The organism is Variovorax sp. PDC80 (assembly GCF_900115375.1).
Lineage (GTDB): Bacteria > Pseudomonadota > Gammaproteobacteria > Burkholderiales > Burkholderiaceae_C > Variovorax.
Window position 1 is genome coordinate 258,765 of record NZ_FOWG01000002.1, and the last position, 26,662, is coordinate 285,426.

General features: G+C 69.6%; 29 protein-coding genes. 9 read left to right on the forward strand and 20 right to left on the reverse strand.

The genetic code is table 11. The features are described from left to right. Positions 1-192 precede the first annotated feature (192 nt). The 3 genes from BM109_RS06845 to BM109_RS41165 all read right to left on the reverse strand — a co-directional run bounded on the left by BM109_RS06845 (position 193) and on the right by BM109_RS41165 (position 2,225). Positions 193-705, reverse strand: coding sequence for a hypothetical protein (locus BM109_RS06845; protein WP_093341616.1), 513 nt, complete (start codon positions 703-705; stop codon positions 193-195). A gap of 128 nt (positions 706-833) precedes the next feature. After that, complete coding sequence (locus tag BM109_RS06850) at positions 834-1,064, reverse strand: hypothetical protein (RefSeq protein ID WP_093341618.1); 231 nt, start codon at positions 1,062-1,064, stop codon at positions 834-836. A gap of 111 nt (positions 1,065-1,175) precedes the next feature. Then, positions 1,176-2,225 carry an alpha/beta hydrolase gene (locus BM109_RS41165; RefSeq protein WP_177239269.1) on the reverse strand — a complete coding sequence of 350 codons (1,050 nt, stop codon included), beginning with the start codon at positions 2,223-2,225 and terminating at the stop codon, positions 1,176-1,178. A 66-nt stretch (positions 2,226-2,291) separates the two neighbouring features. Here BM109_RS41165 and BM109_RS06860 point away from each other — a divergent pair, with 66 nt between their 5' ends. Next, positions 2,292-2,732, forward strand: a complete 441-nt coding sequence (locus BM109_RS06860) for a hypothetical protein (protein ID WP_093341621.1) — start codon at positions 2,292-2,294, stop codon at positions 2,730-2,732. Positions 2,733-2,762: 30 nt separating this feature from the next. On the opposite strand, the gene BM109_RS06865 is transcribed toward BM109_RS06860, so the two are convergent. The 3 genes from BM109_RS06865 to BM109_RS41170 form a co-directional block, all read right to left on the reverse strand. Then, positions 2,763-2,984, reverse strand: coding sequence for a hypothetical protein (locus BM109_RS06865; protein ID WP_093341623.1), 222 nt, complete (start codon positions 2,982-2,984; stop codon positions 2,763-2,765). Positions 2,985-3,109: 125 nt separating this feature from the next. Continuing rightward, positions 3,110-4,039 (reverse strand): hypothetical protein, encoded by a 930-nt coding sequence (locus tag BM109_RS06870; RefSeq protein ID WP_093341624.1) that lies wholly within the window; start codon positions 4,037-4,039, stop codon positions 3,110-3,112. After that, positions 4,036-4,659 (reverse strand): YiiG family protein, encoded by a 624-nt coding sequence (locus tag BM109_RS41170; protein WP_177239270.1) that lies wholly within the window; start codon positions 4,657-4,659, stop codon positions 4,036-4,038. Before BM109_RS41170 ends, BM109_RS06870 begins: the two co-directional genes overlap by 4 nt. 256 nt (positions 4,660-4,915) lie before the next feature. Between BM109_RS41170 and BM109_RS06880 the strand changes: the two genes are divergently transcribed. Next, positions 4,916-5,914, forward strand: a complete 999-nt coding sequence (locus tag BM109_RS06880) for an AraC family transcriptional regulator (protein ID WP_093341626.1) — start codon at positions 4,916-4,918, stop codon at positions 5,912-5,914. Between the two features lie 9 nt (positions 5,915-5,923). Here the strand turns inward: BM109_RS06880 and BM109_RS06885 are convergent, their stop codons facing one another. Beyond that, positions 5,924-7,138, reverse strand: coding sequence for an ABC transporter substrate-binding protein (locus BM109_RS06885; RefSeq protein ID WP_256222403.1), 1,215 nt, complete (start codon positions 7,136-7,138; stop codon positions 5,924-5,926). A 220-nt stretch (positions 7,139-7,358) separates the two neighbouring features. Here BM109_RS06885 and BM109_RS06890 point away from each other — a divergent pair, with 220 nt between their 5' ends. From BM109_RS06890 to BM109_RS06915, 6 genes are read left to right on the forward strand one after another with little or no spacing between them, the layout of a single operon-like run. After that, complete coding sequence (locus tag BM109_RS06890) at positions 7,359-8,621, forward strand: dienelactone hydrolase family protein (RefSeq protein WP_093341627.1); 1,263 nt, start codon at positions 7,359-7,361, stop codon at positions 8,619-8,621. Beyond that, positions 8,618-9,583, forward strand: a complete 966-nt coding sequence (locus BM109_RS06895) for a PDR/VanB family oxidoreductase (protein WP_093341629.1) — start codon at positions 8,618-8,620, stop codon at positions 9,581-9,583. The genes BM109_RS06890 and BM109_RS06895 overlap by 4 nt, the downstream gene beginning before the upstream one ends. 25 nt (positions 9,584-9,608) lie before the next feature. Continuing rightward, a complete protein-coding gene (locus BM109_RS06900) occupies positions 9,609-10,913 on the forward strand; it encodes an aromatic ring-hydroxylating dioxygenase subunit alpha (protein ID WP_093341630.1) in 1,305 nt (434 codons plus the stop codon). Then, positions 10,910-11,404 (forward strand): aromatic-ring-hydroxylating dioxygenase subunit beta, encoded by a 495-nt coding sequence (locus BM109_RS06905; RefSeq protein WP_093341632.1) that lies wholly within the window; start codon positions 10,910-10,912, stop codon positions 11,402-11,404. The genes BM109_RS06900 and BM109_RS06905 overlap by 4 nt, the downstream gene beginning before the upstream one ends. Further along, the gene (locus BM109_RS06910) at positions 11,401-11,988 is read left to right on the forward strand and encodes a cysteine hydrolase family protein (protein ID WP_093341633.1); all 588 of its coding nucleotides are present in this window, start codon (positions 11,401-11,403) and stop codon (positions 11,986-11,988) included. The genes BM109_RS06905 and BM109_RS06910 overlap by 4 nt, the downstream gene beginning before the upstream one ends. Positions 11,989-12,006: 18 nt before the next feature. Next, a complete protein-coding gene (locus BM109_RS06915) occupies positions 12,007-12,789 on the forward strand; it encodes an SDR family oxidoreductase (RefSeq protein WP_093341635.1) in 783 nt (260 codons plus the stop codon). Between the two features lie 261 nt (positions 12,790-13,050). On the opposite strand, the gene BM109_RS06920 is transcribed toward BM109_RS06915, so the two are convergent. The 13 genes from BM109_RS06920 to flgB all read right to left on the reverse strand — a co-directional run bounded on the left by BM109_RS06920 (position 13,051) and on the right by flgB (position 25,631). Then, complete coding sequence (locus BM109_RS06920; RefSeq protein WP_256222405.1) at positions 13,051-13,917, reverse strand: EAL domain-containing protein; 867 nt, start codon at positions 13,915-13,917, stop codon at positions 13,051-13,053. Between the two features lie 193 nt (positions 13,918-14,110). Beyond that, positions 14,111-15,343, reverse strand: coding sequence for an HDOD domain-containing protein (locus BM109_RS06925; RefSeq protein ID WP_093341636.1), 1,233 nt, complete (start codon positions 15,341-15,343; stop codon positions 14,111-14,113). Between the two features lie 44 nt (positions 15,344-15,387). Then, on the reverse strand, positions 15,388-16,590 hold the full coding sequence (gene flgL / locus BM109_RS06930) for a flagellar hook-associated protein FlgL (protein WP_093341638.1): 1,203 nt from the start codon (positions 16,588-16,590) through the stop codon (positions 15,388-15,390). A 20-nt stretch (positions 16,591-16,610) separates the two neighbouring features. Further along, on the reverse strand, positions 16,611-18,494 hold the full coding sequence (gene flgK, locus BM109_RS06935; protein WP_093341639.1) for a flagellar hook-associated protein FlgK: 1,884 nt from the start codon (positions 18,492-18,494) through the stop codon (positions 16,611-16,613). Between the two features lie 34 nt (positions 18,495-18,528). Beyond that, the gene (gene flgJ / locus BM109_RS06940) at positions 18,529-19,383 is read right to left on the reverse strand and encodes a flagellar assembly peptidoglycan hydrolase FlgJ (protein WP_093342427.1); all 855 of its coding nucleotides are present in this window, start codon (positions 19,381-19,383) and stop codon (positions 18,529-18,531) included. A 5-nt stretch (positions 19,384-19,388) separates the two neighbouring features. After that, the gene (locus BM109_RS06945; protein ID WP_093342429.1) at positions 19,389-20,540 is read right to left on the reverse strand and encodes a flagellar basal body P-ring protein FlgI; all 1,152 of its coding nucleotides are present in this window, start codon (positions 20,538-20,540) and stop codon (positions 19,389-19,391) included. 14 nt (positions 20,541-20,554) lie between these two features. Then, positions 20,555-21,247 carry a flagellar basal body L-ring protein FlgH gene (locus BM109_RS06950; RefSeq protein ID WP_256222406.1) on the reverse strand — a complete coding sequence of 231 codons (693 nt, stop codon included), beginning with the start codon at positions 21,245-21,247 and terminating at the stop codon, positions 20,555-20,557. After that, positions 21,244-22,026, reverse strand: a complete 783-nt coding sequence (gene flgG / locus BM109_RS06955) for a flagellar basal-body rod protein FlgG (RefSeq protein ID WP_057595348.1) — start codon at positions 22,024-22,026, stop codon at positions 21,244-21,246. Before flgG ends, BM109_RS06950 begins: the two co-directional genes overlap by 4 nt. A gap of 28 nt (positions 22,027-22,054) precedes the next feature. Further along, the gene (gene flgF / locus BM109_RS06960; protein WP_093341641.1) at positions 22,055-22,795 is read right to left on the reverse strand and encodes a flagellar basal-body rod protein FlgF; all 741 of its coding nucleotides are present in this window, start codon (positions 22,793-22,795) and stop codon (positions 22,055-22,057) included. Positions 22,796-22,820: 25 nt separating this feature from the next. Next, positions 22,821-24,038, reverse strand: coding sequence for a flagellar hook protein FlgE (gene flgE, locus BM109_RS06965; RefSeq protein WP_093341642.1), 1,218 nt, complete (start codon positions 24,036-24,038; stop codon positions 22,821-22,823). A gap of 38 nt (positions 24,039-24,076) precedes the next feature. Next, the gene (locus BM109_RS06970; protein ID WP_093341644.1) at positions 24,077-24,754 is read right to left on the reverse strand and encodes a flagellar hook assembly protein FlgD; all 678 of its coding nucleotides are present in this window, start codon (positions 24,752-24,754) and stop codon (positions 24,077-24,079) included. Between the two features lie 40 nt (positions 24,755-24,794). Then, positions 24,795-25,199 carry a flagellar basal body rod protein FlgC gene (flgC, locus tag BM109_RS06975; RefSeq protein ID WP_057595352.1) on the reverse strand — a complete coding sequence of 135 codons (405 nt, stop codon included), beginning with the start codon at positions 25,197-25,199 and terminating at the stop codon, positions 24,795-24,797. 3 nt (positions 25,200-25,202) lie between these two features. Continuing rightward, positions 25,203-25,631 carry a flagellar basal body rod protein FlgB gene (gene flgB / locus BM109_RS06980; RefSeq protein WP_093341646.1) on the reverse strand — a complete coding sequence of 143 codons (429 nt, stop codon included), beginning with the start codon at positions 25,629-25,631 and terminating at the stop codon, positions 25,203-25,205. Between the two features lie 211 nt (positions 25,632-25,842). On the opposite strand from flgB, the gene flgA reads away from it, so the two are divergent. Continuing rightward, entirely contained in the window at positions 25,843-26,583 is a 741-nt protein-coding gene (gene flgA, locus BM109_RS06985; protein ID WP_093341648.1) for a flagellar basal body P-ring formation chaperone FlgA, read from the forward strand. Positions 26,584-26,662 lie beyond the last annotated feature (79 nt).

A 26,662-nucleotide genomic window follows, 5' to 3' on the forward strand; every position in this document is an offset into this window, starting at 1 on the left:
TACGTCCTACCATGTCTTCGTTCGCAGCAAATGCAGACGCCTGAAGTGTGTAGCCAACCACAGCGGCTTCACTGAAGAGGTGGCCGCTTGGGGTTGGCGCCCTTCGCTGCTTCCCTTCCATCATCCGATCGCTGTCCCGCAGCCCTGCCATGGCGAGTGCTTTCGATGCCAACGCGCACTCGCTCTTTTTCATCATTCAGATCGATCGCCCCCGCCGCGAATCGATGTAGCCATCGCCACCTTGCGCATGTGATGAGCAATCCGCATGAAGTAGATGATGGTGTAGGCAAGCGACGCGACGAACACGAGCAGGCGATAAACGAAAGCCGGATCCCGAAACGTGTCGCTTGTCAGCACATGCGGCAGTCCAAAGTGCATGAGCGTCGCCACCAGAAGATTGAGGGCCAGGACCTTGAATCCGATGGGAACCGCAATGACGCAATAGCGACGAACGAAGTCGCGCCCGGAAGCCGCACCGTTCGCGACAAATGCTTCGTGCGTGCCTACGAAGCTGATGGCGAGGGTGAGGGCGGCCTCGAAGAGCAAGGTCCAGTTTCGGTAGCCACCGAACCAGAGCGCCGAATAGTTCAGGATCACATAGAGCAGCGCCGCCGCCAGCATGTACTTCAGGCCATCGGTTTCATCGAGCCTGTCATGGACCAGATCGTCTCTGAGTTTTCGCGTGTTCCAGATGTGCATGCTCATGGGGATTTCGATGGCTGGGTTGAATCCAGATGTACACCCATAAGCATGCCGGATCCACCTTTGTCCGCCGGATCCAGATGGTCAACAAGCGGATGAAGTCCGGGTGCTCCCGGAACCACCGGGTCGATTCACGTCGCGGGCCGACTCTTCCGCGGCCAAAGCAACTCCTTCCCCGCCGGCGTCAACTGATAAGCAAACCGCCGCGACGGCCTCGCATGTATCTGCAGCGAGGGCGTCTCCACCGCCGCAATCAACCCCGCCGTCTGCAGCACCTCGAGGTGATGTCCCTCGACCTCCGGCCACGCCCCCGCGCTGACCCGCGCAAGGCAGGCGGTGACGAGCGTCTTGTTCTCGAGCATCGATGACTCCTTCTGGCTGGCCGCGATTCTGTGCCTGCCATGGAGTTCGATCCCTCCTCCGTTGGGAGGAGGAGGAAGGGCGCACGCGAGCGAGGTCCGAAGCGCGTGCAGCTAGTCGATGAACCGCGCCGCGATGTCCCCGAGCGAAGGGATATCCATCTGCGTGTGCCCGCCCGCATACCCCTTCAGGCTCAGCTTCAGGCCCTTGTAGTTGCGGCTGGCGATCGTGTCGTGCATCGCGGTGATCGTGGGGCCGCCGCTGTTGTTGAGGGCATAGGCCAGCAGCAGCGTCACGGGAACATCGCGGGTGCCGGCGTTGGCGTACATCTGCTTCTCGAGCTGATCCATCGGCGCGGCCAGCGGGCCGTTGAAGGGCGCTTCGGAGGAGAAGAAGTACTGGAAGGTGAATTGGCCCGCCCCCTCCATGAAGAAGGCGCTCGCGACGAAGATGCCGCCGTTCGACAGGCCCGAGAGCATGCGCTTGGCCGGGTTGGCGCGGTAGTTCGATTCGACGTACGGCACGAGTTCGCGCGTGACGAAGTCGTGATACGCCGTGGAGCCGGGCGGCAGGTAGTCGGTGTTGCGGTGCGCGGTGCCGCCGATGCCGACGACGATGGCCTTCTTGCCCTGCTGCTCGAGGATGTCGACGAAGTTCTGGAAGCGCGACGTGCCGAAATTGAATTTGGCATCGCCGTCCGTCAGGTACATCGCGGGATAGGTCGATGTCCCGCCATCGTAGGCGGCGGGCAGGTAGATCTGGATCGGATAGGTGTCGCCGTTCGCGTTCGACTTCAGCGTGGCATTGATCACCCGGCTCGTGCTGGACGGTGGCGGCGCGGGCGGCGGTTCACCGGCCACCGGCGGAAGCAGCGGCAGCCCACCACCGCCGCCGCCGCCACCCCCGCCACAGGCGGCGAGGCCGAGCACGAATGCGGCGGCCAGAGTCAACGTGAATCGGCGGAACATCCGATGAACCTGCATGCTGAATCTCCTCGTGCTGCGGATGCGCGGGGCATCCTGCTTGTGCTCGCCGATGCGGGATGGCATCGCGCGGCCAATGGCTTGCGCATTGGTGGAGAGCGATTGGGTCAGAAGATGTCGTCGAATGGAAGTTACGAAGATCGTTGTAGTCGGCAGGGGGCGCGAGCGACGCGGGCGCACGAAGATCGGGGGTATGGCCGCACGCTACAGTGGTCCACCTCCGGAACCACAGACCAGGGACGATCCATGACCACCCGAAGAAGCCGCCCGGCCTGCCTGCTGCTGGCACTGGCGGCCTCCTGCACGGCCGCATCGGCCGCCACCATCGTCTGCACGCCGGGGCCGGTCGCGGGCAATGCGCCGTTCAACACGGTGCGCAGGATCGCGATCGACGAGTTCTCGCGCACGGTCAATCTCGATGTGGTGCGGTCGAAGACGCGCGAGACCGAGACGCTGGGCAAGATGCGCGCGGACCTGGTCGGCATGGACGAATCGTCCGGCGAGCCGGTCTACGTGTTCAATTCGATCCCGACCTCCGAGGTGGAGACCACCACGCTGTTCAAGCTGTTCAAGGCCGGCGAATGGCGGCTGACCAGCGCCACGCTGAGCTTCGTGGGCAAGGTGCCCATGCTGCGCGCGGCGGACAGCGGCACGGTGTTCAACTGCAAGCGCTCGAGCCTCGGTTGACGAGGCCGCGCGCGAACGAGAGGGGCGGGCTCAGGGCTGGGTGCGTGCCTTGATGAACTGGCCGCCGCGCAGCCGCACGCGTTCGACGGCCGCTTCCAGCGAAGGTTGGCGCATCACGACGAGGTCGCCCTTGGGGATGCCGTGCCAGGTGATCCGGGCCACGCCCGAATAGCTGCCGCGCACCGTCTCCCTGCAGAAGAACGAACCATTCCAGCCATCCTGGAGGTCGACGGAGATGTGGGCTGAGTGCATGGGTGGCGAGCGTAGGCGCGAGAGGCCTGCGAAGCCAGGAAATAGTACCTTGGTTCTCAACTTATTGCTACCGATTGCCGTGGGCGATCCGGCATCGGCAGCGGCCGGCCTTCAGGGCCGTCTCGTCAGTTGAAGTCGGTCATGAAGTACCAGATCGGCTCGAGCTTCGCGCCGGGCGCGGGCCGGTGCAGGTAGATGTCGTAGACGATGGTCCGGGGCTGCGGCCCCCGCTTGTACGCGATGCGCACCACGCCTTCGTCGACGCTGGCCGGATCGGTGCGCCTGAGCCGCACCAGCTTGCCGTCGCCGCGGATCTCGAGCGCGTGGTGCTCGAGCGGCACGACGGTTCCGGTGCCCTTGTCGATGAAGCTCACCCATTCGGCATCCCGCTCCCGCGCCTCCCTGGCCGACAGGTAGATGGTCGGGTAGAGCAGCCGCTGGGCCTTGGCCAGCGCGCCCATGAAGGCCTCGCCCTTCCTGTTCCCGATGTCGTCGATCAGCCGGCGGTAGGCCTCGACCACCTCGGCCTCGAGCTTGGGATCGCCGGCATCGAGCAGCGGCACGCTGCGTTCCCAGCCGGCCAGCCTGTAGGGCACCTGGGCCTCGAACTGCACGGTCTGGCTGAAGCCCCGCGGGTCGGTGAACTGCGCCTGCCTGCCGTCGCGCAGCGGGGGCAGTTCATAGAGCATGGTGTGGCGCGGCGGCGCGGTCTTGCTGCGCACGACCAGCTCCACCTTGAGGTCGTCCGTGTCGGGCAGCCGGTCCTGCCCGGCCGCGGGCAGCAGGCGGATCGTGAGCTTCTGCGGGCCGCTGCGCAGGATCGCGGGGTTGAGCGGCATGCTCATCGAGCCGATCCGCCGGGTCGGGAAGGCCTGGATCAGCAGGTCGTTGACGTACACCCGGAACGCCAGCTTCTCGGTCAAGATCCGCAGGTCATACGAGGGTTGCTGCTCCTGTTGCCTCGGCGAGGCCGAGTCGGCAGGAGCCTGGGCCGCCACCGGCACGGTGGCCTGCAGCAGCGCGGCGAGCACCGCGATGGCGGTCGATTTCCTCATTCGACGATCTCCTTGAGCCGGGGTGAGCGCTGGGCATGCAACGCATCCTGCACGCGGTCGAGCTCGGTGCCGAGCGTGTCGATGCGTTCGAGCAGGCCGATGAAGGCGCGGCGCATGTCGTCGTCGGCAGCGCGGGCCCGGGCCCAGTGGTCCTCGAGGAAGCCCTTGGACGCGTAATAGGCGTCGAGCGGCGTCCACACGTCGACCAGCCTGTCGCCCGCAGCCAGCACACCGTCCACGGCGGCGTCGAGTGCCGCGTCGCCCGAGCCGTCGATGCGCGCGGCCTCGAGGTCCGAGAGGATGGGATGCAGCTCGGAGGGACTGCCATGGAAGGCGCTTACGTTCGGCGTCGTGCCGGGCACGTTCATGCGCAGGTAGCTGCGGTACTTCGCGGCCACGCTGCGGTTGTCGGCGACCAGCCGGTAGTAGGCCGTGCCGTAGGCGCCGCGGGTGGTGGCCTGCAGCCTGTCGAGGGTGGGGCGGGCCAGGGCCGGGGGAGCCGCGTTCGAAGGCGCCGTCGCAGTGCGGTCGCTCGGACCGCAGGCCGCGAGCAGGGCGCAGCACAGGCCCGGCAGCAGCAGGCGCGCATGCGCCACCCTCCCTCTTTCTCGTTCGCTCATGGGCGTCTTTTCTCTCCCGAAGGGCGCGGATGATAGCCACGCCCTCGGCCAGAACGGCCGTGCGACATGCAAGCAATCGCAACGTCCGCTGCTTTGCGCTTCAGCCTCGCGGGCAGGTTTCTTGCTGCGCGAATACCTCCGTGTGCATCGCCTCAGGGCAACCGCCATGGCGGCCCGCGGCGTTTGCACGTAGATTCGCCGCCGCACAAGACGCAACAAGCGTTCGGTTCCCCACCTTGAAATCGCAGGAGTGTCCGTGGAAGCATGGTCGAGCCAGCAACTCTCGCCGCTGTACGGGCGCGAGGTCTTCCGTTCCCGCGCGGCGGACGAAACCCATGCGCGCATCGCCTGCGAGCTGAAGCCGCACCGCAGCGTCTGGCATCGCGGCGACGTCGATGCCATCTTCTGCCGCGCCGAGCTGAGCGCACTCTCGCTGTGCATCCTGCGCTATGGCTGCGACGTGGACATCGAGCCCGATGCGCTCGGTAACTTCGTGCTGGTGCAGATGCCGCTGCGCGGCCACGCCGACATCCATCACGCGGGCGGCAGCCTGCAGATCCATCCGGGGCAGGGCGCGGTGATCTCGGCCCACAAGCCGGTGCGGCTGCGCTGGCATGCCGACTGCGAACAGCTGATGCTCAAGATCGAGCTGAGCCGGCTGCAGGAGGTGGCGCGCCATGCCTTCCCGCTGCGCGGCGCCGATGCGGTGGGCGAGATCGACTTCGAGATGCCGTTCCGGCTCGACGACACGGCGGGCACGCAATGGCGCCGCATGGTGGCCAGCCTCACCTCGCTGCTGCCCGCGGCGGGCGATGCCGGCTACGACGCGCGCTGGCTCTCGCATTGCGAGGACAACCTGATGCTCTACCTGCTGTGCCATCGGCCGAACTCGGTGCGCGAGCGGCATGACGAGGCGCGGCACGGCTCGGAGGCCGCGAGCCTGCGCCAGCTGCGGCGCGCCGAGGAGTTCATGCAGGAGCGGCTCGACACGCCGCTGTCGCTCGAGGACGTGGCGCGCGCCGCCGGCCTCACGCGGCGCGGGCTGGCGCTGCTGTTCCGGCGCTACCGCGAGCTCTCGCCCGGCGAGGTGCTGCGCAACATGCGGCTCGACGCCGCGCATGCGCAGCTCGCGCGCCACGACGGCGCCAGCGTGACCGAGGTGGCGCTCAACTGCGGCTTCTCGCACCTGAGCCGCTTCGCGGCCTGCTACCGCGAGCGCTTCGGCCACCTGCCGCGCGAGACCGCGCGGCATTGAGGCACGGGATCAGGACGACTTCATCGCGCACTGCGCCGCGGTCGTGTCCTGGTAGTTCGTCAGCACGGTGCCGATCACCTTGTTGGCGATGCGGCCGCTGCCGTCCTTGGCGATCACGCGCAGGTAGTAGTTCTGCACCGGGAAGTTGTTGGCGCCATAGCGGAAGTCGCCGCGCACCGACTTGTAGTTGGCGGCCTTGATCGCCTTCAGCAGCGCGGGCTTGTCGGCCACCTTGCCGCCGACGTCGCGCACCGCCGCGTCCATCGCCATCAGCACGTCGTAGGCCTGGCCCGCGTAGAACGAGGGGTTGCGGCCGTTGTTCTGCTGCCGGAACGCGGCCACGAAGCGCTGGTTGGCCGGGTTGTCGAGGTCGAAGGACCAGTGCGCGGTGTTGAACAGCCCGAGCATCGGCTCGCCGACCGCGGGGATCATGTCCTCGTCGGCCGAGAAGGCGGTGGAGATCAGCGCCACGTCCTTCGAGAGGCCCGCGCCCACGAACTGCTTGATGAAGGCCACGCCCATCGCGCCCGGCAGGAAGAAGTAGAGCGCGTCGGGCTTCGAGGCGCGGATCTGCGCGAGCTCGGCCGAGTAGTCGAGCTGGCCCAGCTTGGTGTAGAGCTCGTCGCCCGTGCCGCCCTTGTAGGTGCGCTTGAAGCCGGTGATGGCGTCCTTGCCGCCCGGGTAGCTGGGGGCGATCAGCGCCACCTTCTTGAAGCCCTTGTCGCCCGCGAACTTGCCGGCCGCCTCGTGGTACGCATCGTTGGGGTACGAGGCGCCGAAGAAGTAGGGATTGCAGCGCGCGCCCGAGAGGTCGCTCGGCCCGGTGTTGCTCGACAGGTAGGGCACCTTGGCCGCGAACAGCGGCGGTGCCACGGCCAGCGCCACCGACGAGCCGACCGGCCCGGTGAACAGGTCGATCTTGTCGCGCATCAGCATGCGCTCGACCACCTGGCGCGCGGTCTCGGGGTTGCCCGCGGTGTCGGCCTCGACGAACTCGACCGGCACGCCGCCGAGCTTGCCGCCCAGCTGCTTGATCGCGACCGCGAAGCCGGCCTTCGATTCGGCGCCGCCGACGGCGAAGGGGCCCGACAGGTCCATCGCGAGGCCGACCTTGACGGTCTGCGCGCGCACCTGCGGCGACACGGCGAGCACCGCGGCGAAGGCGGCGAGGGCGATGACCGAGGGCACGGCGGCGGTGGTCGTGCGCTGGCGTCTGTACGGCATGAAGGAACTCCTCTGGCGGTGGTCCGCCGAACGTGGGTGGCAAGGCTGGATGGAAAAAGCGTCAGGAAAATGTACGCAAGCCGGAGTCTGGGCAGCGCCCCTCGGCGCGGCTATCCATTTCCTGCAGCGCCGCCCGCTGCCGGAAATGGACAGACAGCCGACGCGGGCGCTCGCCAGAATCGCCGCCACGACGATCCACCCCTTCGAAAGAGACACCCCGATGAGCCACTACATCGACATCCCGGCCGGCGACGGCGCGCAGAGCTTCCGCGGCTACCTGGCCCTGCCGGCCTCGGGCCGCGGCCCCGGCATCGTGCTGTGCCAGGAGATCTTCGGCATCAACGACTACGTGCGCGAGGTGGCCGACCTCTATGCCGAGGAAGGCTACGTGGTGCTCGCGCCCGACCTGTTCTGGCGCATGGAGCCCGGCGTCGAGCTCGGCTACTCGCCCGAGGACTGGCAGCGCGCCTTCGGCTTCTTCCAGCAGTTCGACATCGAGGCCGGCATCGCCGACGTGACCGCCAGCGTGCAGGCGCTGCGCGCACACCCGGCCTGCACCGGCAAGGTCGGCGCGCTGGGCTTCTGCCTCGGCGGCAAGCTGGCCTACCTCGCGGCCGCGCATTCGGGCGTGGACGCGGCGGTCGGCTACTACGGCGTCGGCATCGAGGGCGCGCTCGAACTGGTGCCGAAGATCGCGTGCCCGATCGCGCTGCACTTCGCCGAGCTCGACAAGTTCTGCCCGCCCGAGGCGCGCGCCCAGGTGCTCGAGGCCTTCGCGGGCCGGCCCGGCGCGCAGATGTACGTCTACCCCGGCGTCGACCATGCCTTCGCGCGCACCGGCGGCGACCACTTCGACAAGCCCTCGACGCTGATGGCGCACCAGCGTTCCATGGCGCTGTTCAAGGAGGCGATCGGCCCGGTCTACGACCTGTCGGCGCTGTGGGACAAGCACTGCGAGTACGAGTTCGCCACGCGCGACGTGGTCGCCACCATGGGCACCATGGTCGCCGAGCCCTACGTCAACCACATCCCCACCATGACCGGCGGCGTGGGCGCGAAGGAGCTGTCGCGCTTCTACAAGCACCACTTCATTCCCACCACGCCGCCCGACACGCGGCTCACGCCGATCTCGCGCACCGTGGGCGCCACGCAGATCGTCGACGAGATGCTGTTCTGCTTCACCCACACGGTCGAGATCGACTGGATGCTGCCGGGCATCGCGCCCACGGGCCGGCCGGTGGAGATCCCGCTGGTGGCCATCGTCAAGTTCCGCGGCGACAAGCTCTACCACGAACACATCTACTGGGACCAGGCCAGCGTGCTCGCGCAGATCGGCCTGCTCGATCCGAAGGGCCTGCCGGTGGCCGGCGTGGAGACGGCGCGCAAGCTGGTCGACGAGACGCTGCCGTCGAACACGCTGATGCCGCGCTGGGCCAAGTCCACCGCGCTGACCATCGCCGACCCGGCGCTGCCGCTCGGATGAGCACCGCGCCTTCCATGCTCGAGTTGGTGGTGGCCTCGGTCAGCGCGCTCACGCCGGCCATCAAGGCTTTCGTGCTGCGCAGCGCGAACGGCGAGGCGCTGCCGCCGTTCGAACCCGGTGCGCACCTGGGCGTGCAGGTGATGCAGCCCAACGGGCAGGCCGGCCAGCGCGCGTACTCGCTGGCGCAACCCCATGGCGCGCCGGACCGCTACGAGATCGCCGTGCTGCACGAGCCCGACGGCGCGGGCGGCTCGGCCTGGATGCATGGCCTGGCCGAGGGCGCGCGCGTACTCGCGCAGGCGCCGCGCAACGATTTCGCGCTGCGCCGGGGCGAGGCCGCGCCGCTGCTGATCGCGGGCGGCATCGGCATCACGCCGCTGCTGTGCATGGCGCGCGCGCTCGTGGCCCAGGGCCACGCCTTCGAGTTCCACTACGCCACGCGCAGCCCCGAAGCCACCGCCTACCTCGACGAGGTGCGCGCGCTCGGCGGCCGCGTGGTGCACGACGGCGGCGATCCCGCGCGCGGCCTCGACCTGCGCGCGCTGCTGGCCGCGCCGGTGCCCGGGCGCCATCTGCACGTCTGCGGCCCGCGCGGCCTCGTACAGGCCGTGGTCGACACCGCGCGTGTCCAGGGCTGGGCCGACGACCACGTGCACTTCGAGCTGTTCGCGGGCGCGCTCGCGCAGGCCGGCGACGCGGCCTTCGAGGTGCGCACGCTGCGCTCGGGCCATCTGCTGACGGTGCCGCCGGGCCGGAGCCTGCTCGACGTGCTGATCGCCGCGGGGCTCGACCCGCTCTACGATTGCCGCCAGGGCGACTGCGGCGTGTGCGCCGTCGACGTGGTCGAGGGCGTGCCCGACCACCGCGACCACAACCTGAGCCCGCGCGAGAAAGCCGACGGGCGCACCATCTGCACCTGCGTGTCGCGCGCCAGGACGCCGCAGCTGGTGCTCGACATCTGATCCCACGATTCCAGGAGACCCATCCATGACCATCGACCTGCAGTCCCTCGTGCAGCCCGACCGCGTCCACAAGCGCGTCTACACCGACCCCGCGATCTTCGAGCTCGAGATGGACCGCGTGTTCGGCCAGGCCTGGCTCTACGTCGGCCACGAGAGCCAGGTGCCCAAGCCCGGCGACTACTTCACCACCCGGCTCGGCCGCGAGCCCGTGGTGATGGTGCGCCACACCGACGGCCAGATCCACGTGATGTTCAACCGCTGCCCGCACAAGGGCGCCAAGATCGTGCCCGACGGCAGCGGCAGCGCCGGCAAGTTCCTGCGCTGCCTCTACCACGGCTGGACCTTCAAGTGCGACGGCAGCCTGCTGTCGGTGCCGCTGCGCAGCGGCTACGAGGACACGGGGCTCGACCTCAAGGACCCGCAGTACGGCGTGCGCAACGTGGCGCGCGTCGCCACCCACCGCGGCTTCGTGTTCGCGAGCCTGTCGAAGGAAGGGCCCGAGCTCAAGGAGTTCCTCGGCGGCGTCGCCACCTCGCTCGACAACTTCTGCGACCGCGCGCCCGAGGGCGAGGTCGAGGTGGCCGGCGGCGTGCAGCGCGTGATCCAGCGCAACAACTGGAAGATCTTCTTCGAGAACCTGCACGACACCATCCATGCGGTGGCCACGCACGAGTCGTCGTGGCGCGCGGCCAAGGAGGAGTTCGAGGCCATGCCGGCCGGCACGCAGAAACCCTTCGAGGTGGTGATCGTCGACGGCAACGGCGAGCCGCTCGAGTTCTGGGAGAAGCTTGAGCTCAAGGGCTACGACAACGGCCACGGCTTCATGGAAGGCATCTTCGTGCCGCCGACCGACCCGGTGAGCCTGGCCTACGTGGCCGCGCTCGAGGCGGCGCAGGGCGCCGAGCGCGCCGACCAGATCCTGCGTGTGAACCGCCACAACACCATCGTCTACCCGAGCTGCTCGCCCCACACCTCGTTCCAGCAGATCCGCGTGATCCGGCCGCTGTCGGTCGACCGCACGCTGGTCGAGATCTTCAGCTTCCGGCTCAAGGGCGCGCCCGAGGCCACCTTCCAGCGCACGCTCAAGTACACGAACATCGTCAACTCGCCCTCGTCGAACGTGATGCCCGACGACCTCGAGGCCTACAACCGGGTGCAGGAGGGCCTGGGTTCGGACGGCGGCGACTGGGTCAGCATGCACCGCGCCGTGGGACGCGACCAGCCGCTGCCCGGTGGGCGCGCCTCCAATGGCAACAGCGAGATGCCCGCGCGCAACATGTTCGGCGCCTGGGCCAAGTACATGGGCGTGGACACCGGGAGCGCCGCATGAACTTCCTCGACTGGAACGAACAGCAGGAGATCACGCAGTTCCTGCACCACGAGGCGCGGCTGCTCGACGAGCATCGCTGGGACGAATGGCAGCGCCTGTTCACGCCCGACGGCCTGTACTGGGTGCCGCTGGTGCACGGCCAGGCCGACCACCTCAACCATGCCTCGCTGTTCTGCGAGGACGCGCTGCTGCGCTCGATGCGCGCGCGCCGGCTCGAGCAGGCGCGGGCCTATTCGCAGCAGCCGCCCACGCGCACCGTGCACGTGGTGGGCAACATCGGCATCGAGGCGCGCGAGGAGGGTCAGAACGGCGGCTGCACCGTGCGCTCCACCTTCGTGCTGCTCGAATGGCGCAAGACCGAGCAGCGCATGTTCGGCGGCAGCGTGCTGCACACGCTGCGCCGCCACGAGGGCGAGCTGCGCATCCACCTCAAGCGCGTCGAGCTGGTCAATTGCGACGCCGCGCACGAAGCGCTGCAGGTGTTCGTGTGACGGCCGCGCTGCTCGCGATGCACTACCAGAACGACGTGCTGCACGCCGACGGCAAGGTGCGCGTGGGCGTCGCGGCCGACGATCCGGCACGCCCGCGGCTGATCGCCTCGGCCGGCCGGCTGATCGCGGGCGCGCGCGCCGCGGGCGTGCCGGTGATCTTCGTGCGCATCGCCTTCGCGCCCGGCTACGTCGACTGCCTCGACAACTGCACGCTGTTCCGGCGCGTGGCGCAGAGCGGCGCGGTGCAGGAGGGCAGCTGGGGCGCCGAGTTCTACGACGAGCTCGCGCCGCTGCCGGGCGAGGCCGTGGTCACGCACAAGCGCAACAACCCCTTCTGGGCCAGCGGGCTCGAGCAGGCGGTGCGCGCCACCGGCGCCGACCGGCTCTACGTGGCGGGCATCGCGACCAACCACGTGGTCGAGCACGGCGCGCGCCATGCGAGCGACCTGGGCTACGACGTGGCGGTGGTGGCCGATGCCTGCAACACGGCGCAGCCGCACCTGCATGCCGCGAGCCTGGAGAATCTGTCGATGCTCGCGCAGGTGATCGGCGTCGAGGACGCACTCGCCCAGATGGGCCCCTGAACCGATGAAGGACATCTCATGAACATGCAAGGCAAGGTCGCGATCGTCACCGGCGCCGCCGCGATGCTGGGCAGCGCCATCGTGCGCACCCTGGCGCAGGCCGGCGCGCGCGTGGTCGCGGTCGACATCGACGCGGCGCGCGGCCAGGCGCTGGCGGCCGAACTCGGCGCGGCCTGCCGCTTCGCCGCCTGCGACATCGCGAACGACGAGGCGCTCGACGCGCTGGTGGCCGATGCGCTGCGCATCGAGGGCCGCATCGACTGCCTGGTCAACAACGCCGTGGTCTACAACGACGGCGGCATGGGCGCGAAGCGCGCCGAGTGGCTGAGCGCGCTCAACGTCAACCTGGTGTCGGGCGCGCTGCTCGTGCACAAGGCGACAGAGGCGCTGGCCGCGCAGGGCGGCGCCATCGTCAACATGGGCAGCGTGGGCGGCAAGTTCGGCACCGCCGACCGCGCGCTCTATCCCGCGGCCAAGGCGGCGATCCTGCAGCTCACGCGCAACCAGGCCGCGACCCTGGCGCCGCGGCGCATCCGCGTGAATTCGGTGTCGCCGGGCTGGACCTGGTCGGACGCGCTCTCGCGCATGGCCGGCGGCGACCGCGCCAAGGCCGACCGTATGGCGGCGCCGCTGCATCCGCTGGGCCGCGCAGGCGACGGCGACGACGTGGCGCAGGTGGTGCTGTTCCTGTGCTCGGACGCGGCGCGTTTCGTGACCGGCGCCGACATCCCGGTCGATGGCGGTTTCTCGATGCTGGGCCCCGACCAGGGCCGCTCGGCGCGCGACTGGTTCGCGAGCTAGGGCCTGTTAACACTATTCAAGGGGTCGCGAAGCTCGCCAAAGCCCGCCCATCAAGGCGCGCGACGACGCGTGTGCGTCCGCACACGCTAGGAGCGCAACGCCGAGGGGCGGGCTTTGGCGAGCTTCCCTCCGGGTTGCCCCGCAAAGGGGCCGTCTGCGGCGTTGCCCGCGCTTGCAAGGCATCAGCCTTGCTGCGCGCGGGCGCCTTGCATCCAGCCCCTTTGCGGGGCAACGCGACCCCTTGAATAGTGTTAACAGGCCCTAGTCGAAGCGCTGCTCCCACTCCCAGTTCACCGCCGGCAGCGTCTCGACCACCGGCCGCGCGAACAGGTAGCCCTGGAACAGCCGGATGCCGAGCTCGCGCAGCGCCACCACCTCTTCCATGATCTCCACGCCCTCGGCCACCACGTGGATGCCGAGTTCGCCGCAGGTCGACACGAAGCCCTTGACCACGGCGCGCCGCACGCCGTCGGTGTGGATGTTGCGAATCAGCTCCATGTCGAGCTTGACGATGTGCGGCCTGAGCGCGACGAACAGCTCGAAGCCCGCGAAGCCGGCGCCGAAGTCGTCGATGGCCGAGGAGAAGCCGTGCTGCTGGTGCATCTCGAAAGCCTTCACCAGGTGCGGCAGGTCCTCGACGCGTTCCGACTCGGTCACCTCGAAGATCAGCCGCTCCTTCGGGAAGCCGAAGCGCTCGGCGGTCTCGACCGCGCTCTGGAAGCATTCGCCCTGGCGCCCGGTGTCGTTGGGCATCACGTTGAGGCTCAGCCGCGAGGCCATGCGCAGCCCGGCCGCGAGCTCGATCGCCTTGGCGCGGCAGGCGCGGTCGAACTCGACGCGGTGGCGCGCATGCACCAGCCCGAGGATGTGGCCGGCGCCTTCGCCGTGGATGCCGCGCACCAGCGCCTCGTGCGCGTAGACCTCGCCCTTGTCGACGTCGACGATGGGCTGGAAGGCCATGGTGAAGGCGGGGCAGCTGGCGGCGAAGTCGAGCACCGCCGAGGCATCGTTGCTGGCCTGGGTGGCCGGCTGCTGGAGGCGGTTGATGGTCAGCGCGCGCGCGGCGCTGCAGTAGCCCGGCGGGCGGGCGTTGAGATCGAGGGCCAACGACGATGCCGAACTGGACACGGATGGCCTTCAGGCCCGGGGGCCGTGGATGAAAAGTCGTTGCGGGATGCTCGACATGCTGTTCTCCGGTTCCTGGGCGCGGCCACGTGGGGCCGCATGTCCGCTTTTTCGGCGCGGCGGCGGAAGACTTGAGGAAAAAAGCGGGTCGGCAGGCAAAAAAAAGGCGGGCTCCTCCCAATGGAGGAGGGCTGGCCTAGAACCCGCCCGCGGCGATCATCCGCAGCAGCGCGCGGTTGACTTCCTCGGCATCGACCGCATGGGTGCGGCGCAGGTTGCGCAGCGCGGTCGGGTTGCTCGATTCGAGCGCGGTCGCGAGCTGCAGCGCGGGCGCATAGGGGCCGTTCTGCGCGATGGTCGCGGCCACGATGCGGTCGGTCAGCGGGATGCGGCCGAAGCTGGTGCGCAGCGGCTCGCCCATCACGAGGTCGAGCTGCGAGAACAGGCCGCAGAGGTAGACCTCGCGCTTGAGGTCGTCCTCGATGCCGGCGTCCATCAGCTGCGCGACCAGGTGGCCGCGCATCGCCATCGAGGTGTTGAGCGGACGCAGGTTGGCGTCCTCGCTGGCGGTCGGCAGCTGCTGCGACAGCCAGGTGCTCAGGCGCTGGAAGCCGATCATCATGAAGCCGTGGCGCAGCGAGGCCACGCGGTTCGGCAGGCCCAGGCCGGGCGAGTTCAGGTAGAGCATCAGCGCATAGACCAGCGCCGCCTCGCGGCTCACGAGCTGGTCGATGCGCTCGAGCGATTCCTCGGCGTCGATCGCGTTCATCACGCGCACGATGGCGCGCCGCGTCGGCGGCAGCGGCTGGCCGCCGTAGCCGTGCAGCACGTCCTCGCTGGGCCAGCCGGCCACGGCCCAGGCGTTCTGCTGGTCGAGCGCATGCTCGGCCAGCGCGCGGCTGGCCACGCCGTCGATCAGCGCATCGGGGCGCACCGGGCTGCTCTCGCCGGGGTGCGTCATGCCGCGGTCGAACACCGTGGTGTCGCGCTCCACCTGCGCCAGGCGCAGCGCGTCCATCGCGTCTTCCGGTGCCAGCCGCAGCAGCCGGCGCTCGAACCAGGGCGCGGCCTCGGCATCGGGGATCTGGGTCGGCACGCCGCTCGCGACCATGCGCACGCCGCGGCGGGCGGCGGCGCGCACCGCGGGGCGCAGGCCGGCGTCCTGCATCCAGCCGAGCGGAATCTCGAGCATCGGGCCGGCCGCCTCGGCGCTGCTCGCGATGTCGCGCAGGAACTCGGGCGTCTGGATCGACAGCAGCAGGGTCGGCGAATCGGCGTTCCAGGTCTCGGCCAGCGTGCGCAGCAGGTGGCGCCCGTCGATGCGTTGGCGGTCCTCGTGGACGAACAGCTGGACTCCCGCGAGCGCGCGCGGCCGGTTCCAGAACGGGCGGTAGCCGAAGGTCAGGCTGCCGAGTACCGATTGAGACATGAAGACGAGAAGGAGAGAAAGAACGAAAGGGCGGTCACGCCGCGTCAGCCGATGAAGTTGAACAGCGAGAGTTTCTGGATTTCGGCATAGGAGCCGAGGGCCGCGGAGTAGGCGGTCTGCTGGGTCTTGAAGTCGGACAGCGCCTGGATCGTGTCGAGGTCCTCGGCGCGCGAGCGGTCGGCCTCGAGCTGCAGGCTGCGCGAGGACTGGCGGTCGGAGATGCTGTCGACCTGGTTCAGCAGGTCGCCCGCGCGGCCGCGCGAGGCCGACAGCCGCGCGCTCGCGGCGTCGATCTGCACCAGCGACTGCGCCACGTTCTGCGCCAGCTGGCCGCTGCTGTTGCTGCCGTCCTTCACGCCCGCGATCGCCTGGTCGAGCACGCCGAACAGGCTGGTCTTGCCGCTGGGCGCGACGGTCAAAGCGTTGCCGTCGGCCGGCACGCCGCTGGCCGTGAGCGAGATCCCGGCGAACTCGATCGCCTGGCCCGCGGTGTAGGGCTGGCCCGACTTGAGCGTGGCCTGCGTGGTGGTGTCGATCACGTCGTAGGTGGTCACGCCGTTGGCGACGCTGAACGCGACGCGGTAGCCGTGGCCGGTCAGCGCCGAGGGATCGACCACCTTGCCGGCGTCGCTGTAGACGTTGCGCGTGCCGGCGGCCTGGCTCACGGTGAACACGCCGTTGCCGGTGGGAACGTCCATCCAGGTGCCGTAGCCGTCGAGCATCGAGGGGATGGCGGTGTCGCTGGCGGCGCCGGCCTGGCCCGCGATGCCGTCGAAGCGCACGCCGCTGCCGTTGTCGACGAAAGGCGCCGCGGTGCTGCCCAGGCCGCCGAACAGCGACTGGCCGTTGCTGTCCTGCGCATTGGCATAGCCGAGCAGCTGGCCGCGCAGCGTGGTCAGGCGCTGCGCGATGGTGGCGCGGTCGGCCGCCGACAGCGTGGCATTGCCGGCGTTCACCACCAGCGTGCGGAACTCGGCCATGGCCGCGGTCGCGCTGCCCAGGGTCGACTCGGCGGTCGAGACCGCGTTGCGCTGCAGTTCCAGCGCGCGCTGGTCGGTGCTGACGCGCGCCATGCGCGTGATGGCGCGCTCGGCCTGTGCGGCGCCAGTCGGGTCGTCGCTGGGGCGCAGCACCTTCTTGCTGGCGCTGAGCTGTTCCTGCAGTTTCGAGAGCTGGGACTGGCGCGTGGTGAGCTGGCGCACCGCGTTGTCGTAGGTGGTGGCACTGGCGAGGCGGGTGGCTGTCATGGTTCTTCCTGTCTCCCGGGTCAGTTCATGTTCTGCAGCAGCGAATCGAAGATGCTCTGCGCGATCTGGATCATCTTGGACGAGGCCTGGTAGGCCTGCTGGTACTGCAGCAGCTTGGCGGCTTCCTCGTCGAGGTTCACGCCGGCCTGGCTGGTGCGGTCGGTCTCGAGCGAGGTGGCGATCGAGCCCGAGATCTCGGCCGCGTACTGCGCGCTCTGCGAACGCACGCCGACCTGCGCCATCAGCGCGGCATAGCCGTCGGTCATGGGGGCGCCGTCGAACACCGTCTTGTCGCGCAGTGCCAGCAGCGCCTGCGCATTGCCCGCGTTGCTGCCGCCGTAGGCGGTGGTGGCGGCCTGCACGGTGATCGTGTCGCCGGCCTTGGGCGTGCCCGACAGCACGATGGTCCAGCCGTTGTAGCTGATCGGCTGGCCCGCCACATAGGGCACGCTGGTCGGGTTGCCAGTGCCGTTGCCCGACACGTCGAAGCCGCCCGCGCCGTTGAAGGTCAGCGTGACCGGCTGGTTGAGGTTGGCATTGGCCGAGGTCGCGGCCAGGCTGCCGACCGCCATGCCGCCGGTGTTGCCGGTGCCCACGCGCGCCTCGACCGGGCTGCCCGCGGCCAGCCCGCGCGCCGAGCGCAGCACGGTGGCCATGTCGCCGGCGGCCGAGGCATAGGGCTTGAGCACGAAGCTGTCGCCCTCGGCCGCGCTGCCCGACTTCAGGTCGAGCTTGAGCCCGTCGATCTCGATCGGCATCGGTCCCGCGAAGCTGGTGGTCTTGCCGTCCGACAGCCGCTGCACCTCGATGCTGCCGCCCGCGCCGAACTTGACCTGGTAGCTCGAGGCCGCGAGCGCCGAGGTGTTGGACACCGTGGCGCCGATCACCGCGTTGCCGGTGTTGCTCGCGGCGCCCATGGCATCGGGGATCGCGATCGGCTTGAAGAAATCGCCGCCGGCCTTGCCGTCGAGGTCCACGCCGAGCCGGTGCTGGGCATTGATCTCGGTCGTCAGGGTGAGCGCCATGCGGCCCAGGCCGTCGCGCGCCTCGGCCAGGTCGCTGTTCTGGAAGCGCAGCAGGCCCGCGACCGCGCCGCCGCCGAGCGTGGCCTCGTCGATGGTCGTCGAGAGGCCGCTGCGCATCAGCGTCAGCTTGCTCTGGTTGGCGTCGTCGGTGCTCATCGCGACCTGCGCCGCCTTGTTGCCCAGCACCAGCGCCTGGCTGCCCACGAACACGCTGAGCGAGCCGTCGTCGGCCTGCACGGTGGTGGTCTGCACCTGCTGGTTGAGCTCGCGCAGCAGCTGGTCGCGCTGGTCGAGCAGGTCGTTCGGGCTCTGGCCGCCGCCGCTGGCGCGCGCGATCTGCTCGTTGAGCGTGGCCAGCCGCGCGGCCAAGCCGTTGATGCTGCGCACCGCGTCGCCGAGCTGCGAGTTCACGCCCTTCTGCAGGTCGTCGAGCCGGGTCTGGGCATCGCGCATGCGCGCGGCCATCTCGTCGGCGCGCGTGAGCACCACGTTGCGCGCCGTCACGTCGGTCGGCGCGCTCGCGATGTCGGAGAAGGCGTTGAGCAGGTCCGACACGGCCGCGCCCAGGCCGGTCTTGCCGCCCTTGAAGATGTCCTCGAGCGAGGACAGGCGCGCCGCGCGCGTGGCGTCCATGGCTTGCACCGACTGCGCGGCCGCGGCCTGGCGCGTGAGGAACTCGTTGTGGGCGCGCTCAATGGTCGTGACCTCGACGCCCTTGCCGATGTAGCCGCTGCCGGTGTACTGGCCCGCGACCTGGCCCATCACGGCGGTCTGGCGCGAGTAGCCGACGGTGCTGGCGTTGGCGATGTTGTGGCCGGTGGTCGACAGCGCGACCTGGTTCGCGAGCAGGGCGCGGGCGCCGACGTTGAGCAGACTCATGGCGGGATCTTTCTCGGGGACTGGCCTGTGCGCTTCAGGTGCGCTGGATCTTCAGCGTGGTGTGGATCGCGCGGCTGAGCTTGGCCGCGTAGGCCGGGTCGGTGGCATAGCCGGCGCGGTGCAGTTCGCTCGCGTAGGCGCTGACCGAGCTCACGCTGGCGCGCGCCTTCTCGTAGCGCGGCGAGTTGCCGATCAGGCGCGCGTAATCGCGGAACGACTCCTCGTAGGAGTCGTAGGCGCGAAAGCGCGCCGTCACCTTGCGCGGCTCGCCGCCGATGTATTCGGTGGTGGTCACGGCCACGGTCGGGCCGGTCCAGCTGCCGCCGGCCTTGATGCCGAACAGGTTGTGCGAGGGGCTGCCGTCGCGGTGGCGGATCTCGCTGCGGCCCCAGCCGGTCTCGTGGCCGGCCTGGCCGATCATGAAGCTGGCGGGAATGCCGGTCTCGCGCGACACGCGCTCGGCCGCATCGTCGTGCTGCTCGACGAAGCTGCGCTGGTTGGCGGCCGGCTTGATGCGCGCGGCCTCGGCGCCCAGCGCGATGGTCGGGGCCTTGGCGGTGCCGCTCATCTGCTGCGTGAGCTGGCGCGTGATCGCGTCGGTGAGGCCGCCGGGCAGGCCCGAGAGCTGCACCGCGAACTGCTGGTCGAGCAGGTCGGTGCCGAGCTTCTCGCCGTCGCTGTCGAGCAGGCCCGACTTCATGGTCGCCTCGCGCATGCTCTTGATCAGCTCGCGCATGAACAGCGACTCGAACTGCTTGGCCGCCTCGCGCACCGCCTTCGGGTCGTTGCCGTTGGCCGCGAGCTTGAGCGCGTCGAGCGAGCGCGCGTCGGCCGCCAGCCCCTGGCCGGTCGAGGGCGACATGGACATCGCGGACAGCGAGGTCTGCATCGACATCAGATCACCTCGAGTTCCGCGTTCAGCGCGCCCGAGGCCTTGATGGCCTGCAGGATCGCGAGCAGGTCCTGCGGCGTGGCGCCCAGCGAGTTGAGGGCGCGCACCACGTCGGCCAGCAGCGGCGCGGCCGGCACCTGGATCATGGTGCCGGGCTCCTGCTTGATCTGGATCGAGGCCTGCTCGGCCACCACGGTGCGCCCGCCCGACAGCGGCGCGGGCTGGCTGATTACCGGCGCCGAGCTGATCGTGACCGACAGGTTGCCGTGCGCGATCGCGCAGGGTCCGAGCGTCACGGCCTGGTTCAGCACGATCGAGCCGGTGCGCGCATTGATCACCACCTTGGCCGCGGGCGTGCTGGCCTCGAGCGTGAGCTCCTCGAGCTCGGCGATGAAGTTCACGCGCGCATTGGCGTCGGTGGGCGCGCGCACCTGCACCGTGCGCCCGTCCATGGCGCGTGCGGTGCCGGTGCCGAGCTTGCGGTCGATGGCCTGGGCCACGCGGCGCGCGGTCTGGAAGTCGACCGCGTTGAGGTCGAGGTTCACGCTGTCGCCATCGAGCAGCGGCGAGGGCACGCTGCGTTCCACCTGCGCGCCGTTGGGCACGCGGCCCGCGCTCAGGTGGTTGATCTGCACCTTGCTGCCCGCGGCCGAGGCGCCGGCGCCGCCCACCACCATGTTGCCCTGCGCGAGCGCGTAGATCTCGCCGTCGGCGCCGCGCAGCGGCGTGGCGACCAGCGTGCCGCCCTTGAGCGACTTGGCATTGCCCATCGAGGAGACGTTGACGTCGAGCTGCTGGCCCGGCTGCGCGAAGGCCGGCAGCTGCGCGGTGACGATCACCGCCGCCACGTTCTTCAGCTGCAGCTGCGAGGCGCGGTTGTCGGGCAGCGTGATGCCCAGCTGCTGCAGGTAGTTCGCCACGCTCTGCGTGGTGTAGGGCATCTGCGTGGTCTGGTCGCCGGTGCCGTCGAGCCCGACCACCAGGCCGTAGCCCGTGAGCTGGTTGCTGCGCACGCCCTGCACGGCGGCGACTTCCTTGATGCGCAGCGCATGCGCCTTTTGCGCGGGGCCGAGCGCGAGCAGCAGCATGCCGGCCACGCCGAACGAGAAGGCGGCGAGCCGGCGGCGCAGGCGGTGCTTCGGTGAAAGGGCCATGGCGTCGTGCATCCTCAGAACGGCAGCACGCTCATGAAGAAGCGGCCCAGCCAGGGCATGACCTGCGATTCCTGCTGCGCGCCGCGGCCGCGCGACTCGATGCGCACGTTAGCCACCTGCGTCGACAGCACGTTGCTGCCGGCCTGGATCGAGCGCGGATCGATGGTGCCCGAGAAGCGCAGCACGTCCACGTTCTGGTTCACGCCGATCTGCTTCTCGCCGGTCACCACCAGGTGGCCGTTGGGCTGCACGTCGATCACCGTCGCCGTGATCGAGCCCTGGAAGGTGTTGGCGCTCTCGGTGCCGCCCTTGCCCGCGAAGTTGTGGGCCGACTCGGCATTGGCGCTGGCGCGGCCGAAGGAGTTGGCGGCGAAGAAGGGCAGGGCCGCGATGCCGGTGTCGACGCTGCTGGTCTTGCCGATGGTCGAGGTCGACTTCTGGCTCGCGCTCACGTTCTCGACGATCGAGATCGTCACCGTGTCGCCGATCATGCGCGCGCGCCGGTCCTCGAACAGCGGCCGGTAGCTCGCGGTGCGGAACAGGCTGCCCGTGGCCTGGCGCGGCACGGCCGCCATCGGCGAGGCGCTCACGGGCGGCGGCGCGGTCGAGGGCATCTCGACCTGCGGCGTGTTGGCCAGCGTGGTGCAGCCGCCGGCCACGACCAGGGCGAGGGCGGCGAAGGCCGCGCGAAACAGGGAAAGTCTCACAGCTGCCCCAGCTTCTGCAGCATCTGGTCGCTGGTCTGGATGGCTTTCGAGTTCATCTCGTAGGCGCGCTGCGTCTGGATCATCGAGACCAGCTCCTGCACCACGTTCACGTTCGAGGTCTCGAGGAAGCCCTGCATCACCGTGCCCAGGCCGTTGGTGCCCGCGGTGCCGCCGTTGGGCTGGCCCGAGGCGGCGGTCTCGGCATAGAGGTTCTCGCCCAGCGGCTCGAGGCCGGCCGGATTGATGAAGTTGACGATCGCCAGCGATCCGATGTTCTGCGGCGTGGCATTGCCCGACAGCGTGGCCGAGACCGTGCCGTCGCTCGAGATGCTGACGCTGGTCGCGGTGGCGGGCACCGTGATGCCGTTGGCCACCGGCAGGCCCGAGGAGGTGACCAGCCGGCCCTGCGCATCGACCTGGAACGAGCCGTCGCGCGTGTAGCCGATGGTGCCGTCGGGCTGCGTGACCTGGAAGAAGCCGTTGCCCTTGATCGCGAGGTCGAACTGGTTGTTGGTCTGCTGCATGCTGCCCTGCGAGAACGAGCGGCTGGTGGCGACCGTGCGCACGCCCAGGCCCAGCTGCAGGCCGGTGGGCAGCTGCGACTGCTCGGTGCTGTTGGCGCCGACCTGGCGCAGGTTCTGGTACATCAGGTCCTCGAACACCGCGTTGGCGCGCTTGTAGCCCGTGGTCGAGACGTTGGCGAGGTTGTGCGAAATCACGTCCAGCTGGGTCTGCTGGGCTTCCATGCCGGTCTTGGAGATCCAGAGCGAATTGATCATGGCGAGGGTCTTTCTCTTGCGATGGGCATCAGCCCTGGACGTTGAGCAGCTGCGCGGCCGACTTGTCGGAGTCCTGCGCGGACTGCAGCAGGCGCAGCTGGCTGTCGAACTGGCGCGCGGCGGCGATCATCCCGACCATGGTCTCGATCGGGTTCACGTTCGAGCCCTCGAGCGCGCCGGTCTCCACGCGCGCGGTGGCGTCCGAGGGCAGCGGCTCCTGCGAGGCGGTGCGGAACAGGCCGTCCTCGCCGCGGCGCAGCGGGTCGTCGGCCGTGGGCGTGGCCAGCTTGAGGCGGCCCAGGGTGGAGGAGGGCTGGTCGCCAGTCTTGGCGCTGACCGTGCCGTCGCTGCCCACCGACAGCTCCGAGCCCGGCGGCACGTCGATCGGCGCGCCGCCGTCGGACAACAGCGGCAGGCCCGAGCTGGTCATCAGCGTGCCTTCGGGCGAGACCTGGAAGGCGCCGGCGCGGGTGTAGGCCTCGGTGCCGTCGAGGCCCTGCACCGCGAACCAGCTGCGGCCCTGCGCCACCATGTCGAGCGCGCGGCCGGTGCGCTGGATCGCGCCGGGCTTGTCGTCGTGGCCCGAGGTGGCTTCCATCGCGAACACGCGCGTGCTGGCGCCGTCCCCGCGCAGCGGCACCGCGCGGAAGGTGGAGAGCTCGGCGCGAAAGCCCTGGGTCGAGGCATTCGCCAGGTTGTTGGCGAGCACGCTCTGGCGCTGCGCCGCGGCGCTCGCGCCGCTCATGGCGGTGTAGATCAGGCGGTCCATCGCGCGTCGCTTCCGGTGCGTTCGATCAGCGCAGGTTGATCAGCGTGGACATGACCTGGTCCTGCGTCTTGATGGTCTGCGCATTGGCCTGGTAGGCGCGCTGCGTGCTCATCATGTTGACCAGCTCGGCCGTGAGGTCGACGTTCGATTCCTCCAGCGCGCCCGAGCGCAGCTGGCCGAAGGTGCCTTCGCCGGGCGCGCCGCGCACCGGCTGGCCCGAGGACGCGGTCTCGACCCAGTAGCCCGAGCCGCTGGGCGCCAGGCCCTGGGCATTGCGGAAGTTCACCAGCGCGACCTGGCCCGCGGCCTGGGTCTGGCCGTTCGAGTAGGTGGCGGTGATGACGCCGGTGTCCTCGATCTTGATGCCGGTGAGCTGGCCGGCGGTGTAGCCGTCCTGCGTCAGGTCCGAGACCGCGAAGCGCGCGTTGACCTGGGTCATCTTGCTCAGGTCCAGCGAGGCGGTGAAGGTGCGCGTCGGGTCGTTGGGCGAGGACAGCGTGATCGCGGGCACCGTCGAGGTGGTGGTGTTGAGGCTGCCGTCGGCGTTGAAGTTGAGCTGGAACGGCGTCGAGGCCGCGGGGTCGCTGCCGTTGACGCTGGTGTAGACGTTCCAGCTGTTGTTGGCGGTCTTCTGGAAGTACAGGCCGACCGGCACCTCGAGGCCCTGCGCGTCGTAGGCGGTCAGCGAGGTGCCGTAGGTGCGGATCGGCGTCGGCGGCGTGGCGGTGGAGGCGACCACGGCGCTGGCGTCGAGCGTGATCTCGGCCGCCATCTTGGTGGTCTGCTTGGCCGGAATGGGCGCGCCGGTGGGCAGCTTCAGCGGGATCGCGTCGTAGCTCTGGCGCACGCCGTTGGCGTCGGTGGCATAGCCCATCACCTGCGCGCCGCTGTTGGTGATGATGTTGCCCTGCTTGTCCTGCTTGAAGTTGCCGGCGCGGGTGTAGGCGGTGGAGCCGTCGGGCGCCTTCACCTGGAAGAAGCCGCCGCCGTTGATCGCCACGTCGAGGTCGTTGCCGGTGATCGACAGCGAGCCCTGCGAGAACTGCTGCGAGACGTCGGCCACGCCCACGCCCAGGCCCACGTTGGTGCCGCCGATGGCGCCGGCCGAGCTGGCGTAGATCTCGGCGAACTCGGCGCGCGAGGACTTCATGCCGGTGGTGCCCGCGTTGGCGATGTTGTGGCCGATCACGTCGAGGCTGCGGCTGGCGGCGTTGAGACCCGAGAGTGCCTGTTGAAAGCTCATGGAGTGGCTCCTGTGTGCTGGATGGGAAGGGGTGTCTGTCAGAGAACGGCGTGCACGTTGGCGTAGGGCGTCTTGCCCGCGGTCAGCAGCGTGAGCGTGAGGCCGCCGCTGGCGTCGCTGCCCACGGCCACCACCTTGTCGCGCATCAGCGCCACGGCATCGACCTTCTCGCTGCCGTTGGTGGCGATGACCTTGAACTGCAGCGGCGTGTCGGCCGGGTACGTGGAGGAGTCGAGCGTGAAGCCGTGCTGGCCCGCCTCGAGCTCGCCGAGCGAGACGGTGTCGATGACCTGGCCGCCGGCCGTGGTGACCTGGATCTTCACGTTGCTGGCCTTGGCCGGCAGCTCGATCGCGCCCACCGCGGTCTTGGCCGTGGTGTCGAAGGCCAGCTGGTTGCCCTCGGTCAGCACGCCGTGGCCCACCAGGTTGCCGGCCTGCAGCACCTGCATGGCCGACATCTGGGTGTTCATGTTCTTCATCGTGTCGTTGAGCTGCTGGATGCCCGTGACCGTGTTGATCTGCGCGATCTGCGAGGTCATCTGCGCGTTGTCCATCGGATTCATCGGATCCTGGTTCGCGAGCTGGGCGACCAGCAGCTTGAGGAAGCGGTCCTGCGCCTCGGCGGTGCCGCTGGCGGAGATCGACTTGCTGTCCGCGCTCGAACTCGGCACGTAGGTGGTGCCGGTGAGGTTGGAGGTGGCGGCGGTGGAGGTCATGCGCGGGCGTCCGGAAGAGGGGTGTGCGGAGGGGTGGCGGTCACTGGCCGATCTGCAGCGTCTTGAGCAGCAGGTTCTTGGCCGTGTTCATCACCTCGACGTTGTTCTGGTAGGAGCGCGAGGCCGAGATCATGTTGACCATCTCCTCCACCGCGTTCACGTTCGAATGGGTCACGTAGCCCTGGGCGTCGGCCATCGGGTTGGCGGGCTCGTGCACCTTGCGACCGGGCGTCTGGTTCTCGGTCACCGAGTCCACGCGCACGCCGGCGCCGGTCTCGCCGTCGAGCGCCACGGTCTGGAACACCACCTGGCGCGCCTTGTAGGGCTGGCCGTCGGGGCCGGCCACCGCGTCGGCATTGGCCAGGTTGCTGGCCACCACGTTGAGGCGCTGCGACTGCGCGCTGACCGCGCTGCCGGAGATGCCGAAGATCGAGAACATCGACATGGCTTATTGCCCCTGGATGGCCGCGAGCAGCGTCTTGCCCTGGCCGTTGATGAAGCGCAGCGTGGCCTCGTAGCGCACCGCGTTGTCGGCGAAGGCCGCGCGCTCGCGGTCGAGGTCGACGCTGTTGCCGTCGAGCGAGGGCTGGGTCTGGACCGCGTAGCCACCACTGGCGCCGCTGCCACCGGTTCCGCCGCCCGAGGTCAGCGGGATGTGGCGCGCATCGGTGCGGCCGTCGGCGCCGGCACCCGAGGCGGCGCGCGGCGTGCCGCCGCCCGTGGCCTCGCGCATCGCGTCGGCGAAGCTGAAGTCGCGCGCCGCGTAGCCGGGCGTGTCGGCGTTGGCGATGTTGCTCGCGATGTCGCGCTGGCGGTCGGCACGCAGCACCAGCGCTTTCGCCTGGAAATCCAGTGAGTTCGTCAGTTTGTCGAGCATGGGCCTAGGTCCTCGCGAAGGGGGTGGGCGTGAGCGCCCGTGCGGAAATTGTGGGAGCCGCGCGGATTTCGGAAGCGCGGATGAACGGCGGCTTTTTCGGCCTTATCGCGGCTTTGGGGTCGGGCCGGTCTGCCTACAGTGCGGGTCGCGGCGCGGTGGGCCGAGGCGCGCGCGTTCCGCATTTCCGTTCCTGTACATCCCGGAGGAGCCCATGGCCATCCCCGCATTCCATCTCGCCGCCGGCGCGCTGCTGCTCGCGGCCGGCACCGCCTTCAGCGCCTTCGCCCAGCAGGCGCCGTCCGAAGGCGCCGAGGCCGGCGAGGCCTTCGCCGCCAGCACCCGCCAGTGGCTCGACGACGCCGTGGCCCAGGCCCAGTCGGCCAATCCCGCGCCGCTGCGCATGGAGGTCGCCATCGGCGCGCTCGACAACCGGCTGCGCCTCGCGCCCTGCAGCCGCGTCGAACCCTACATCCCCACCGGCCTGCGGCTGTGGGGCCGCACCCGGCTCGGGCTGCGCTGCGTCGAGGGCGGCGCGCGCTGGAACGTGTTCCTGCCGGTCACCATCAAGGCCTTCGGCCCGGCCTGGGTGCTGCGCGACAACGTGCTGCCCGGCACCGTGCTGAGCGCGGCCGACGCGGTCGAGGCCGAGGCCGACTGGGCCGCCGATCCCTCGCCGGTGATGGCCGAGGCCACCCAGTGGGTGGGGCAGGTCGCCTCGCGCTCGCTGCAGGCCGGCCAGCCGCTGCGCCAGTCGATGGTGAAGCCGGCCCAGGCTTTCGCCGCCGGCACCCAGGTGCGCGTGGTGGCCCAGGGCCAGGGCTTCGAGATCGCCACCGAGGCCCAGGCGCTGACGCCGGGCGTGGTCGGCCAGATGGTGCGCATCCGCATGGAGAATGGCCGCATCACCACCGGGGTGGTGCAGGATCCGCGCACCGTGCGCCTCTCCATGTGAGCGGCGCGGCGCAAAAAACTTCGAAAAAGTCCTCAAGTCCGTCGAACGGCGGCCGAAATCCTGGGGACGAAGCCCCCGC

Bases quoted from the DNA above. Each gene is read 5' to 3' on its own strand.
- BM109_RS06845 (WP_093341616.1), bottom strand. From the start codon at position 705: ATGAGCATGCACATCTGGAACACGCGAAAACTCAGAGACGATCTGGTC.
- BM109_RS06850 (WP_093341618.1), bottom strand. From the start codon at position 1,064: ATGCTCGAGAACAAGACGCTCGTCACCGCCTGCCTTGCGCGGGTCAGC.
- BM109_RS06860 (WP_093341621.1), top strand. From the start codon at position 2,292: ATGACCACCCGAAGAAGCCGCCCGGCCTGCCTGCTGCTGGCACTGGCG.
- BM109_RS06865 (WP_093341623.1), bottom strand. From the start codon at position 2,984: ATGCACTCAGCCCACATCTCCGTCGACCTCCAGGATGGCTGGAATGGT.
- BM109_RS06870 (WP_093341624.1), bottom strand. From the start codon at position 4,039: ATGAGGAAATCGACCGCCATCGCGGTGCTCGCCGCGCTGCTGCAGGCC.
- BM109_RS41170 (WP_177239270.1), bottom strand. From the start codon at position 4,659: ATGAGCGAACGAGAAAGAGGGAGGGTGGCGCATGCGCGCCTGCTGCTG.
- BM109_RS06885 (WP_256222403.1), bottom strand. From the start codon at position 7,138: ATGCCGTACAGACGCCAGCGCACGACCACCGCCGCCGTGCCCTCGGTC.
- BM109_RS06890 (WP_093341627.1), top strand. From the start codon at position 7,359: ATGAGCCACTACATCGACATCCCGGCCGGCGACGGCGCGCAGAGCTTC.
- BM109_RS06895 (WP_093341629.1), top strand. From the start codon at position 8,618: ATGAGCACCGCGCCTTCCATGCTCGAGTTGGTGGTGGCCTCGGTCAGC.
- BM109_RS06900 (WP_093341630.1), top strand. From the start codon at position 9,609: ATGACCATCGACCTGCAGTCCCTCGTGCAGCCCGACCGCGTCCACAAG.
- BM109_RS06905 (WP_093341632.1), top strand. From the start codon at position 10,910: ATGAACTTCCTCGACTGGAACGAACAGCAGGAGATCACGCAGTTCCTG.
- BM109_RS06915 (WP_093341635.1), top strand. From the start codon at position 12,007: ATGAACATGCAAGGCAAGGTCGCGATCGTCACCGGCGCCGCCGCGATG.
- BM109_RS06925 (WP_093341636.1), bottom strand. From the start codon at position 15,343: ATGTCTCAATCGGTACTCGGCAGCCTGACCTTCGGCTACCGCCCGTTC.
- flgL (WP_093341638.1), bottom strand. From the start codon at position 16,590: ATGACAGCCACCCGCCTCGCCAGTGCCACCACCTACGACAACGCGGTG.
- flgK (WP_093341639.1), bottom strand. From the start codon at position 18,494: ATGAGTCTGCTCAACGTCGGCGCCCGCGCCCTGCTCGCGAACCAGGTC.
- flgJ (WP_093342427.1), bottom strand. From the start codon at position 19,383: ATGCAGACCTCGCTGTCCGCGATGTCCATGTCGCCCTCGACCGGCCAG.
- BM109_RS06945 (WP_093342429.1), bottom strand. From the start codon at position 20,540: ATGGCCCTTTCACCGAAGCACCGCCTGCGCCGCCGGCTCGCCGCCTTC.
- flgG (WP_057595348.1), bottom strand. From the start codon at position 22,026: ATGATCAATTCGCTCTGGATCTCCAAGACCGGCATGGAAGCCCAGCAG.
- flgF (WP_093341641.1), bottom strand. From the start codon at position 22,795: ATGGACCGCCTGATCTACACCGCCATGAGCGGCGCGAGCGCCGCGGCG.
- flgE (WP_093341642.1), bottom strand. From the start codon at position 24,038: ATGAGCTTTCAACAGGCACTCTCGGGTCTCAACGCCGCCAGCCGCAGC.
- BM109_RS06970 (WP_093341644.1), bottom strand. From the start codon at position 24,754: ATGACCTCCACCGCCGCCACCTCCAACCTCACCGGCACCACCTACGTG.
- flgC (WP_057595352.1), bottom strand. From the start codon at position 25,199: ATGTCGATGTTCTCGATCTTCGGCATCTCCGGCAGCGCGGTCAGCGCG.
- flgB (WP_093341646.1), bottom strand. From the start codon at position 25,631: ATGCTCGACAAACTGACGAACTCACTGGATTTCCAGGCGAAAGCGCTG.
- flgA (WP_093341648.1), top strand. From the start codon at position 25,843: ATGGCCATCCCCGCATTCCATCTCGCCGCCGGCGCGCTGCTGCTCGCG.